At 56.7% G+C, this 12223-nt stretch carries 9 protein-coding genes; all 9 read right to left on the bottom strand.

Annotated elements, in window-relative coordinates; all coding sequences use genetic code 11:
• Position 1: 1 nt before the first annotated feature.
• Positions 2–2137, bottom strand: a complete 2136-nt coding sequence (locus Poly51_RS22670) for a BatA domain-containing protein (RefSeq protein ID WP_146460378.1) — start codon at positions 2135–2137, stop codon at positions 2–4.
• The gene (locus Poly51_RS22665; RefSeq protein ID WP_390621800.1) at positions 2134–3105 is read right to left on the bottom strand and encodes a DUF58 domain-containing protein; all 972 of its coding nucleotides are present in this window, start codon (positions 3103–3105) and stop codon (positions 2134–2136) included. The genes Poly51_RS22670 and Poly51_RS22665 overlap by 4 nt, the downstream gene beginning before the upstream one ends.
• Complete coding sequence (locus tag Poly51_RS22660) at positions 3102–4121, bottom strand: AAA family ATPase (RefSeq protein WP_186775731.1); 1020 nt, start codon at positions 4119–4121, stop codon at positions 3102–3104. The genes Poly51_RS22665 and Poly51_RS22660 overlap by 4 nt, the downstream gene beginning before the upstream one ends.
• Positions 4122–4358: 237 nt before the next feature.
• Entirely contained in the window at positions 4359–6785 is a 2427-nt protein-coding gene (locus Poly51_RS22655; RefSeq protein ID WP_146460376.1) for a M56 family metallopeptidase, read from the bottom strand.
• The gene (locus Poly51_RS22650; protein WP_146460375.1) at positions 6778–7185 is read right to left on the bottom strand and encodes a BlaI/MecI/CopY family transcriptional regulator; all 408 of its coding nucleotides are present in this window, start codon (positions 7183–7185) and stop codon (positions 6778–6780) included. The genes Poly51_RS22655 and Poly51_RS22650 overlap by 8 nt, the downstream gene beginning before the upstream one ends.
• Before the next feature lie 94 nt (positions 7186–7279).
• Entirely contained in the window at positions 7280–8236 is a 957-nt protein-coding gene (locus Poly51_RS22645; protein ID WP_146460720.1) for a DUF1559 domain-containing protein, read from the bottom strand.
• A 120-nt stretch (positions 8237–8356) separates the two neighbouring features.
• Positions 8357–8836: a hypothetical protein gene (locus Poly51_RS22640; protein ID WP_146460373.1), complete on the bottom strand. Its 480-nt coding sequence runs from the start codon at positions 8834–8836 to the stop codon at positions 8357–8359.
• A 4-nt stretch (positions 8837–8840) separates the two neighbouring features.
• The gene (locus Poly51_RS22635) at positions 8841–10628 is read right to left on the bottom strand and encodes an arylsulfatase (RefSeq protein ID WP_146460372.1); all 1788 of its coding nucleotides are present in this window, start codon (positions 10626–10628) and stop codon (positions 8841–8843) included.
• Between the two features lie 160 nt (positions 10629–10788).
• Positions 10789–12222, bottom strand: a complete 1434-nt coding sequence (locus tag Poly51_RS22630) for an MFS transporter (RefSeq protein ID WP_246114695.1) — start codon at positions 12220–12222, stop codon at positions 10789–10791.
• Position 12223 lies beyond the last annotated feature (1 nt).

Genomic DNA, 12223 nt, shown 5'->3' with positions numbered 1-12223 from the left:
TTTAGTTTGCCAGTCCGCCGTCGGCGACTGCCGAGCCAGCGCGACGACTCAGTCGCCCGCCCCACCATGTTTCCACCCCAAGCAAGCCAAGCGCCGCTACGATCATCCATCGCCAAAGATTTTGACGACCCTCGAGTTCCAAGTCTCGCATTTGACGCTCCGATGCATCCGCCTGCACCGTGTCGACTTCGCGAGAGAGAACGACGCCGAACTGTTCGAGCACTTCGTCGCCGATCGGATCGATTTGGCTTTCCGATTCGGCAACGTTCATGGCAATTCGCTGAGAAACGGTCCCGTCCGACCACGCATAGATTCCCGGCTCTTCGATGATATCCAGATCGGATTGAGTCTTGTACGCGACGACTTGACCACTGGGGGTGCTGATTGTCGCAGTCGGTGACGGGGCAATCGGAATGGGTTGGCCAATGGTGTATCCGAACGATCGGATGGAATTGTCGTTGCGGCCCATCCACCCCGAAACCATAGGGACAAACTTTGTCGACAAAGCCAGTTCGCTCGATTCGGGCTGCCACCCGAACGAAAGCAACGTGATGCTGCCCTTGCCGACTTGCAGACGCGCGATCGCGGGGTCGCCGTTATCGAACGTTGCCCCGATCGACCAAGACGGAGACAATCCGCTGACTCTGCGATGAGTCCAGAATCGAATTTTCGTAAAATCATTGAATTGGGGATCTGCCATCGACCGAAATGCCGGGTCTGAAAAATCGATTCGTCCAAACATTTGGTAATCGCGAACTTCGGCCTCGGAGATGGAAAGCGAGTCGCCGCTGATTGTCGAAAGAGTTGCCGCCATTCCATCGATCGATTTCGCGTCATCCATAACGACCAGAATTTGACCGCCCCGGTTTGCATACGCTTTCAAGGCAATCGCGAAATCGGAATCGATCGGTTGGGCCAGGACCAACAAAGGAGTACGAAGCGGATCAAGCTCGGCGACTTCGGCGACAATGGCAAGCGTTTCGACCGACACCGTGCGAGACGGATTGTTGAGCGGAGCACGCTTCAGGTAATACAGCAAGCTGGACCGAGCCTCCGCAGCTTCTTTACCCATGAACGCGATCGTTTGGGTCATCGGAGGATCGATACTGATGTACCGAAAATTGTCAAAGTCGCATTGATCGCCCGATAGCTTCAGGGACTTTGTCGACGGGTCGGGTGCGTCAATTTGAACCACGCGGGTTTGCCCTGGTGGAACCTGGACAGGTACGTCGGCATTCCAACCGATCAAAAACGAATCGACGCTGCTTTGGATCGAGTTTGAAATGCGAACTCGAACGCGAGGACGACCCGAATTCGTCGCATCGTTCGTGACTGCTTCGCTTGCGTCGCCTGTGGCGGGCTCCATCAAGAGGGCAACCGCATTGCTGGGTTGCTCCGCCAGCACGCGCCTCACTTCGACACGAACCCCATCGGGCCAAGCGAACGATTGCAGTTTCTCGATACTGCTTCCCGATTGCATATCCGAAACCAAGATGACTGTCGCATCGCCGATCGTGACGGGCGGAATGGAGCCGGGATCACTTTTATCTTGCGGTGACTCGGCGTCGTTTTCGGCAACGGCGACATCGGCGGCGACGGAAAGCGCGGATGCCATGTCGGTCTGGAACCAAGTCGGGCGCAGATCGGTCAGGGAAGATTGGACCAATTGCCGCCGCGCGGCCACATCCAGCTTGGCGGACTGATCAAAGCGGACGCGGACGGTCGGTCTGCGATCGAACGTCATCAGAGCAATCCGATCTTGGCCCTCGACACCCTCCAACACTTCGTTGACGTGTTGTCTCGCTTGCGTCCACATTCCGCTGCGTTGCATGCTTGCGCTGGTGTCAAGCAGAACAACGATCCTGCGCGGCGGCGGCCCGTTGTCGGCCAGGTCGACACTGCGAAAGAACGGCCGAGCGAAAGCGGCGGCCAGCAGAATCAACGCGAGCGATCGGATGATCAGCAATGGCAGATGATCCAGTCGGCTGCGGCGGGTAAGTCTCGGCGGCGTAGGGTCAAGAAACATCAGCGAACTGAACTGCACTTCGCTCTTCGGACGCCGGCGGATCAAGTGGAACAGGATCGGCAATCCGACGGCCAGCGCGCCAGCAAAAAACAGAGGTGCCAAAAGACTCATCGCGACACCGCCGATCGGGTCACCGGTGATTTGGCCGCGGTACCGGCAATCATGCCGGCGCGATTCACACCGGCTGCACGCCGCTTCTGGACACTGATGACGTGAAACAGCGCCGATTCGATCGGTTGATCAGTCGGCATGTCGAAGACTTCGACACCCAACGATGATGCGATCGTCTTCAATTGCTGTTGGTGCCGCTTGAACTTTTCGCGGTAACTCGCTCGGGCCGCATCGGGATCAAGATAGATCTCCTTTCCCGATTCCATGTCCACGATCATGCCCGGCGCTTTGAGATTCAACTCTTGTTCACTCGGATCCAGCACACGCAGGATCACGACTTCGTGACCTCGCGATCTTAAGTAAGCGAGGTTCGTTTGCAGTGTCTCAACAGGCGTCAGCAGATCGCTGATCAAAACCATCAATCCGCGTCGGCGGACCAACGCGGCCAATTGACGAAGCGGCGCGTCGATGTCGGTGCCTTTGCCGGCGACCGGGCGAGAAAGCGCAACCAGGATGCTGCGTAAATGGCCAGGGCGATTTCGAGCACTCAAGAAATCGCCGATCGTTTCATCAAACGTCAACAATCCGACACTGTCACGCTGCAGCGTCAAATAGTGAGCAAGGGTTGCGGCGAGCGTCTGAGCGTATTCCAGTTTCGTGTACTCAAGTGACCCGAAACCCATCGAACGACTCTGGTCGACGACCAAGTAGCATCGCCGGGTGGTTTCATCTTCGAATTTTTTGATGTAATAGCGATCGGTTCTCGCATACAGTTTCCAATCGAGTGCTCGCAAATCGTCGCCCGTCGTATAGGGGCGATATTCGTTGAACTCGACCGAGAAACCGTGGAACGGACTGCGGTGCAAGCCATTGTAGAATCCTTCGACAACGGCCTTGGCACGGAGTTGCAAGCTCTTGATACGCATCAGCGCCGAAGGGTCTGCTGCCGCGGTGATCGCCGTGTTCACGACTTCACCGATTTCGGCGTCTCAGCGATCAGTCGACCGATGACGTCTTCGATTGTCACGCCTTCCGCTTCGGCGCGATAACTCAGCAAGACCCGGTGACGCAGTGCCGGATGGGCAAGCGACACCATGTCGTCCAAGTTGACGTGCGCACGACCGGCAAGCAACGCGCGGGCTTTTCCGCCTAGCACCAGAGTTTGGGCCGCTCGTAAACCCGCGCCCCAAGAAACCCAATCGTTGATGAACCCAGGCGTCCCATCGCGGCCTGGACGGGTTGCGCCCACCAAACGAACGGCGTACTGGGCAACTTCATCGGCGATGGGAACGCGCCGAACTGCCTGGTGGAACCGCATGACATCTTCACCCGTGAATATTGCTTCGATGGGTGCGGGCTTTTCCGAAGTCGTCCGAAGCACGACCGCCAGTTCGTCGGCGGGTGGCAAATAGTCAATCAGCACGTTGAACAAAAATCGGTCAAGTTGGGCTTCCGGTAACGGATAGGTACCTTCCATCTCGATCGGATTCTGGGTCGCCAAAACGAAGAACGGTTCTTCCAATGGATAGCGACGGCCCGCCGCGGTGACCTGGTGCTCCTGCATCGCTTCCAACAAAGCGGCTTGCGTCTTCGGGGGAGTACGATTGATCTCGTCGGCCAGAACCACATTGGCAAAGATCGGACCGGGCACGAATTCGAGACTGCGCCGTCCGGTTTCGTCTTGTTCCAGGATCTCGGTGCCGGTGATGTCCGCGGGCATCAAGTCCGGCGTGAACTGGATGCGCTGAAAGTTCAGGTGGAAAATCTGGGCGACGCTTCGAACCAACAAGGTCTTCGCCAACCCCGGAGCCCCGGTAATCAAGCAATGTCCGCCGGCAAACAAACAGATCAACAACTGTTCGATAACGTCTTCCTGGCCCACGATGACTTTCGAAAGTTCGGCGTTGATCCGATCGCGCCCCTCCCGAATCTGACTAACCACCAAAGCTTCTTCTTCGATCGACAAAGCGGGAACAGCATTCATGGACATTGCGTCTTGATGGCGGGGCGGCGAGGATCCGTGACGGAAATCCCGTCACACCCAATATACCGCGACGGAAAGCAATGTATGGTCGCAGTCCATCATTTAAGTCACGAACGCAATAGGATTTCCTGGGAACATAGATCGTTGAAAGGTCAATTTCCCCTCGGATTCTCAAGATTTCCTTTTACGAGATCCCTTTGCTAGTTGCCATTTGTTCGGCGACCGGCTGCGGCACCGCTACTCTGCCGGCGGCACCAATTTTTCGAGTTCGGCGATTTGATCTGCGGTCAGCTTCATGTACTGGGTGTTGGTGCCTCGACTATCGACCGTGTTGTAGGCGTAGACGACGCGGACCATCGCGCCACCGTCCTTGAGGGGAATTGCCGACGTGTTGCCTTGAGCCCCTTGGGGAACGGTCGGTGTTTTGGCTTCTTTAACGAGCTGGCGAAGCATCTCGTCGAAGTTGGCGACGCGATCATTGCCCACCATCCAGATAACGAATCCAGCCCGTAGTTCCCCGATCTCCAAACTTTCAAACTCATTCCCCGGATCCACGATCATCACACCTTTGATGCGATCGGCGTCAAGGTCGTACGCCTGATCCAATTCAGACGTCACGTCCGCCAACGTCATCCCCAGGATCGAGTGGGTTGTCGTGACCGGCGATGCGATCACTTGCAGCTTCACTTCCATTTCCAAGTTCGGCGAATCGACGTCAATTTTCTCGATTGCTTTCCGCGACTTTGCTACGTTCACCACGCGAATCGTCGACTCGCCACCTTGAACCCCATCGAATCGAAATTTGCCTTTGTTGTCGGTGCGAACGGCTTTGCGTTGCCCCGGCTGAGAGAGTGAAATTTCGTAGTCGGCGGCGGGCGATCCGTCGGCGTCCATGACCGTTCCTCCGATCGAAAAACCGCTCTTCAGCACGACGACCAACTCGTCACGTTTGCCCGATTCAACGTCTTCTAGTTTCTCAAACTCCGCATCCATGAAGCGATCGTGTTGGACCCAGACTCTTGCCGTACCCATTGGGCCTTTCTGGCCCGGCTGATCGTGAAAGTAGCTTTGCGAATAGCAGTACACCGAAAATCGCCCCTCAGAATCGGTCATCGAATGTTCGATGCCATAGCTGGCACCCTGATCACGCAACGACGAGAATACCATGGCACCTTGGATGGGCTCGTTCGCTTCGTCAACCAAACGACCGGCAAAGTAAAGGGACTCGGGAAGCTTTGCATCGAACGCAACTTTTTCGCCCGGCTTCAATGTAACTTCGTTAGGATCGCCGCCTAGCATCAACGTGCCCACCAATCGGCGGTGGCCGGGATGAAGAACGTCGACCGACGCCGACGACGGTTCGTCGATTCCGTCGACGTCGATCGAGTAGTTTCCTTTGCCGTCGGTTGTCCCCCAAAATTCCCGATGATCGCCCGCAGCAATGGCATCGACTCGCAAATCAGCGGCCGGAATCACCACTCGCACCTTGGCATCAGCGATCGGTTTTCCGTCCAGGTCGCTGACTTGTCCGGCGAGCGTTGCGGACTTGGATTCGTTTTCGGACGTTTGAGCATTCACGCTTAGGCTGATCGCAAGCGGCATCACAGCCGCAAGTAAAACCGTATAAATTCGGCGACGCGTCCACGGCGAGTGGCGAAGGGTTGGTAACATTTCAATTCTCCGGTAAAACGATTGGAAATGGGTAAGGTCCGACATGGGCATCGCCAACCGAGACGGGTGACAACGCGACGAGTTTGATTCGCTTTGATGGGTCAGCCACTGGGAAGCCGACAATAGCGCCGATGCATAGGCGCGACCACTATTGGGCAGTCGGTGCATCACCTCGGCATCGCAACAGTGTTCTTCCAAGCGATGCAGTTCGCCGCGAGCGATCCAGACCAGCGGATGCCACCAGAACGTGATGTTTGCCAACCAGTGCAACAAACGGACCCAATGATCGCCACGACGCCAATGGACCAATTCATGCATCAAAACGGTCCGGCGTTCTTGATCCGTCGTCGTGTCCCACCATGACGTCGGTAACACGATCGGTGGCACCGAACCGATCGGCCATAGCAGGGGCGGGATCGCCCGATCGATCATTCGAACACTTGGAACACTTGGAACCCGCGTCGCTTTCCCAAGCATCGCGGCGGCCGAAACCAGCATCGCGCCGGTCGCCTCGTCGGCGACGCTCGCGCTGCTGACCAACCCATGAAAACGAAGAATTTCTAATAGCGATTTAACCAGGACAAACGCTGCCCCGACTACCCAAACGATCGCGATGAAGGATAGCCAAGACCACACCGGCAACGTATCTCGCAATCGCTGGTACGCCGGCGAATGATCCGCCGAATCGATGTTGGTTGCCAAGGACGCGTTTGCGTTTGCAATTGGATCCACCGACGAACGGGACGCGATCGGCAAGTCAATCGGTCGGAATTCGGTGGTGGCTTGAGAGGCTCGCGATAGCGATGTGCCCACCAATTTGTCGCCCACCGACGCAACCGGGACCGGCCAAACCGGCGGCACGAATAACTTCACCATGGCGATCAACCAAATCACATGCCACAGTGCAGGCCGTTGGTAGATTCGGCTACCGAACCAAGCCACCGCGGCAATCAGGGACGCGATGATCGCATTCGAAATGACGCAATCAATCATCGTTGTCTCCTCCCTTGCCTTCGTCGGCCTCGTCGGGCCAGAGTCGATGGATCAAGTCGCGAAGTTGCCGACGCTGGCGTTGATTGAAACCTTTGGTTTGCACCAGGGTCGTTGCCAACGGTGCCAACTTGCCGTCGCAGTGTTGGTCGGCGAGTCCTTGCAATTGCCGCTGCACGTATTCCTGCTCGCTCATCGCCGCCACATAGAGGTGAGGTCGATCGTCGCGCCGGCAAACCACAAATCCCTTCGCCGTCATCCGCTGCAACAATTTTGAAACCGCAGCGGTTTTCGAATCCGTGCTGCTTGCATAAATCGCTTCGGACAAATCACGAATCGACGCCGACTCGCGCTTCCACAATTCACGAAGCAGCGAAAGCTCCGCGGGCGTTAAGTTTTCCATCGTAAGCTCCGGACGCACGAACCAAGGCAGACAGTCTGTCTGGGTTCGTGCAGCTTATGCCCGCGCACGATCGCCGTCAATCATAAAATCGGAACTACGTTCCCCAGTCGTCCGCCGGAATGACTTCGTGGCCGGCTCGCGTTGAGAGTTCCGTGTAGGTTTCGTAGTCCAAGCTATACGTCGTGAAGTGGACGCTGCCGTCGGCCATCGTCAAGTGACAGCCACCGAAATGCCAACTCCAGTAGTGTTGCAGGTGTTGGTAGTACTCGCGCGGATCGTGGTTGCCCATGTACAGACCGGCCGTTGCGGTGATGTAGTGTTCGCACTCGTCGCCACCGCACATCGGCCAGCCCCAACCCAAGTCTTCCGGAATCGACCGCTCACCGAACAAAATCGTTTGCGCCGTTCCATCCAGAACGTCACGAAACCTTCTCGCTTGGTCGGTGTAGAACAGACCGTCGCCGTCACGGATTCCTCCGCACGCCTGGAACGTGTTCTCGATATTCGCATCTAGGTTTCCCGCCATCCCGAGATAGTTGATCGGATGGACGTAACCCACATCGCCCGACTGAGGCAGCGGACCGTTGGGACCGCTCAACAGCTTCTCGCCGCCACGAAAATCGCTGGGACAAAGCAGCGTATGGATCGGCGACGTCGATGGGTCCGCCGCACCAAGCGATTGGACATCTCTAAGAAACTGGCCGCAGTGTCCGGCGCCAAAGTTGATCGTTTCGAAACGCTGTGACTCTTCCATGAACGGCAACGACTCGGCCGCCATGCCCCACCAAAACCCAAACGGTGACGATCGGCGTGACCCAGTGGGGAATGAATTGAACGCGGCGTGGTAATTGTGGATCGCCAACGCGTACTGTTTGGAATTGTTGGAACACGTCATGCGGCGAGCAGCTTCGCGCGCAGCTTGGACAGCAGGCAACAGCAACCCGACCAGGATTCCGATGATCGCGATCACGACCAGCAATTCAATCAATGTGAATCCACGTCGCGCGGAAGGTGAGAACTCGAACATGGACAATACGTCAGATACGGACATCGCGGGGCGGGGGCATTCAGCAACTTCGGCTTGTATCTTAAAGCCAACCGTCACCCGTCGTCAAAGAAGCGGCTGCCACGAATCCAGAATCACACGTTTGGGCATCGCCAAAACGCACGGTCACCCTTTTCGCATCTCGCTGGAAAAGGCAATATCCAGGTCGGACGCCTGGATATCGGAAATCTCGAGACGTGTTTCGTAGGTCGTTGCGGTACCCATTGCCGTTGAACTGCCGACGATCGGCGGTGCGGAAGGCCGGGTCAACAGATCGCCTTTGCTTTGCGGAGTGTCCGCCGGTTCGGCCGTGGTCGCCGGTTCGTTCGTCGTTAAAAACTGCACGCGATAGGTACCCGGCGGCGGACCATTGGCTACCGAAAACTGGTACCGGCCATCCACCACGGACGTTGAAACGGCTGGACCGGCGTTCCCATCGGTTGGAAAGAACCGAATCTGGCCCGATACCGTTGCCAGTTCCGCCCCGTCGTTCACTCGGATGATTCCGCCAACCGCTTGGCGAACCCGCTCGGTCGGCCCACAGCCCATGACAAAGCATGCGGCGCACGAGATGAGAGCCGCATGCGCAACAGTCCCGCCATTCAAGCGATCACTTCTTGAGGACGTACGCATAGTAGGCTCCGTAGACCTCGCCCGATGCCGTCTCGAATGCGGCCGTCATCGTCGTTCGGCCCGCTGGTAGATCGATTTCGAAGACAACGTCATCGTCCCCTGCTTGGCACGGCTGCTCGGTCAATTGGTCTGCAATTTCGAGCGTGGCTTTGACCGGCGTGATGGCTTTCCCGACGGTCGCACGGTACGGCTTCGCGCCGGGTACGTCGGCACCGGCCGGCAGCGACATGTCAATCCCTTTTCCCGACTCGACCGGCCATCGTCGCAGTCGTATTTCATAGCGACCGTCTTCGACCACGTTCACGTTCCAAAATCCAGTGTTCTCGTCGCCGTTCATTGCGGCACGAACTTGGCTTTGGTTCCAAGGCGTCATCCTCGTCGTGATCCAGTCATGGCACGTCAACCGAGTCGGGTTGTCGGCGGGGTGCCCCAGATAGATCGAAGTTTCATTCGCAAACGTCGGCTCGAGTTCGGTCCACCATGCTTCGTAGAAATTCACCAAGCGTTCCACAACGTCGGGATGTTCGGTCGAGACATCATTGGATTGTCCAGGGTCCGCTTTGATGTCGTACAGCGCCTTGCCATCGATCAAGCGATAGCGATTGGTCATCACCGCGCTCTGACGCCACTTGATCGGATCCTTCACCCGCTGCGAATCGGTGATCAAGATTCGGTCCGGCCATTCTTCGCCAGAGGCGTTTGTCAATAAAGGCTTGATCGATACGCCATCGAACTTCACACCACTGGGCGACTCGATCGCACACAAATCGATCAACGTCGGCAGCACGTCGACGTGCGCCGTGATCGGATCGACGTCGCGACCGCCTCCCAATTTCCCTTTCGGCCAACGAATGAAGAAGGGCACGCGGTGACCACCGTCATACTGGCTGCCCTTGGCTCCGCGCATTCCTGCGTTGAAAACCTTTGCTCCCGCGGAGGTGCCGTTGTCGGTTGTGAAGATGAAGATCGTGTTGTCCGTCAAACCCGATTCATCCAAGAACTTCCGCAGCTCTCCCACATTTTCGTCAATGTTGGCAATCATGCCATAGAAGTTCGCGAGCCCTGTGTCCTGGTCCGAATACGGTTCACTGAACGACTCGGGTGAATGCATGGGTCCATGCGGAGCATTGGTTGCGATGTACGCCAGAAACGGTTTTCCGGCATCGCTTTGGGACTTGATGAACTGTTTGGCCTGGTCGAAGAAGACGTCCGTACAAAATCCATCCGCCGGCTCGGCGACGCCGTTGTGAAAGTACTGGCCATCAAAATAGGCGTTGTCCCAAAAGTCAGGCGTTTGCCCGACGCCACCACCGCCATGGCGAAGAACTTCGTCGAAACCGCGATCCTCCGGTCGATAAGGATAGTTGTCACCGAGGTGCCATTTCCCGAACATGCCCGTCGCATAGCCGCCGTTGCGAAACACGTCACCCATGGTGACTTCGTTTTCGCGAAGCATCGATCGCCCCATGATCGTGTGCCAAACGCCGGTTCGATTGGTCCAGTGACCCGTCAGGAATGCGCATCGTGTCGGCGAACACGTGGGAGCGACGTGGTAGTCCGTCAACCTAACGCTGTCGCGGTAAAGGTCGTCGATCTGCGGCGTCTTCAAAACCGGGTTGCCCGTGCATGCCAAATCGCCGTAACCCTGGTCGTCGGTGATCACGATCACAACGTTCGGTTTTTCGGCGGCCCGGGCTGAAACGGCGACAAGCACCAGGACGCAAAAAGTTCCGGTAAGGAACGACGAACTTGAGAAACGAAACATAGACACAACACTCGGCATTGGCGAAAACGATTTAGTCCGGAAAGGGACTTGTTGTCTAGATCATAACCGAATCGAGAGCGTCCATCCCCACAGCGATCGTGACGGCTTGCCGATGCTGGCAGTCCGACGCCGCAAAAGACTACTCGGCCGTCGCAATTCGCTATATCACAGGTTGCCGTAGGTCCGATTCGATCTGCTTCAAGGTTTTTTCGTCGATGCGATACGCCAGCAAGCACAACGCGGATGCTGCATAAAAGGCAGCCGGCAGCAGACTTATCATCAACCGGACCCCGCGCAGCGTCTCGGGAGTCTGAGCTTGCTCCACTCCGGCGATCGGCGGTGCGTAGCCAAACCCATCCAGCATGAAACCTGCCGCGGCGGCACCAATCGCACACCCAAACTTCTGAGAGAATGTGGCAGCAGAGAAAATCAGCCCCGTCGCCCGTCGTTTGTTTTTCCATTGCGAGTAGTCGGCGACGTCGGCGTACATCGCCCAAAGCAAAACAGGACCGGGGCCACCGATGAATGATCCGATGATGTGAATCGCAAAGATCCATTTCAATTGATCGACGTCAATCCAAAACAAGGATGCCGAAGATGCCGCCATCGCGAGGCTACTGATCATCATCAACCGCTTCTTGCCGATCAGCTTCGCGGCCTTCTTTGTCAAAAGCATTCCTGCGATGGAGGCCAGGCTGCCGGCGACAAGATAGGTCGACGCAATCGTGGCGTCGCCACACAGGTATTTGAAGTAGTACAGAATCGCGCCGCCACGAATGAACGCACCCAACAATTGCAAAAAGCCAAACGCCATCAATACAAACCACGGCCCGTTGCCCAACAAATCGCCGACGTCTTGGCGGATCGTCGACGGCGCGATGACATCACCGGTGATTCGTTCGCGCGTCGTCGCAAAGCAAATCCAAAACAAAAACATCGCCGCAACGGCATACGTCGTCATGGTCCAGAAAAATCCGACTTGCTCGTCCACGGTACCCGCGATTCCCTCACCAGCGGACGTGCGTCCGTACCAAGCGACCAAGTCCAAGGTGAAATATTGAACGATCACTCCACCGGTGAATGCGAACACGAATCGGTACGTTGAAACGCTGGTACGTTCTAACGAATTCGCCGAAATCACCCCCATCAACGCGCCATACGGAATGTTGATCGCCGCATAGCAAGTCATCAACAGCAGAAAACTGACGTACGCGTAGACGATCTTGCCGTTCGGACTCAGATCGGGCGTATAGAACGCGAACATGCCCGAGATGGCGAACGGAATGGACATCCAAATCAAATACGGCCGGAAACGCCCCCAGCGGGTTCGCGTTCGATCAGCGATCCAGCCAATGATCGGATCGTTAACGGCATCCCACACACGCGTGACAAGCAACATGGTGCCGGCCACCGCCGCGCTTAACCCGAATACATCGGTATAGAAGTAAATCAAAAAGACTTCGAACGTCTTCCAATAGAAGTTCGATGCCATGTCCCCCAATCCGTAGCCGGCTTTCTCGAACACCGAAAGCGTTTCGTCGGAACCGACACATGGGCTGCGACGAGCTTTCGTTTCGATCGAGTCAGTCGACACG

This window comes from Rubripirellula tenax, from assembly GCF_007860125.1.
Taxonomy (GTDB): Bacteria; Planctomycetota; Planctomycetia; order Pirellulales; family Pirellulaceae; genus Rubripirellula; species Rubripirellula tenax.
This window is presented reverse-complemented; position numbering and strand designations above follow the sequence as displayed.

Excerpts from the sequence above, each read along its gene's own strand:
- Poly51_RS22655 (WP_146460376.1), bottom strand. The coding sequence starts at position 6,785 with ATGATTGATTGCGTCATTTCGAATGCGATCATCGCGTCCCTGATTGCC.
- Poly51_RS22645 (WP_146460720.1), bottom strand. The coding sequence starts at position 8,236 with ATGTCCGTATCTGACGTATTGTCCATGTTCGAGTTCTCACCTTCCGCG.
- Poly51_RS22635 (WP_146460372.1), bottom strand. The coding sequence starts at position 10,628 with ATGTTTCGTTTCTCAAGTTCGTCGTTCCTTACCGGAACTTTTTGCGTC.
- Poly51_RS22660 (WP_186775731.1), bottom strand. The coding sequence starts at position 4,121 with ATGAATGCTGTTCCCGCTTTGTCGATCGAAGAAGAAGCTTTGGTGGTT.
- Poly51_RS22670 (WP_146460378.1), bottom strand. The coding sequence starts at position 2,137 with ATGAGTCTTTTGGCACCTCTGTTTTTTGCTGGCGCGCTGGCCGTCGGA.
- Poly51_RS22650 (WP_146460375.1), bottom strand. The coding sequence starts at position 7,185 with ATGGAAAACTTAACGCCCGCGGAGCTTTCGCTGCTTCGTGAATTGTGG.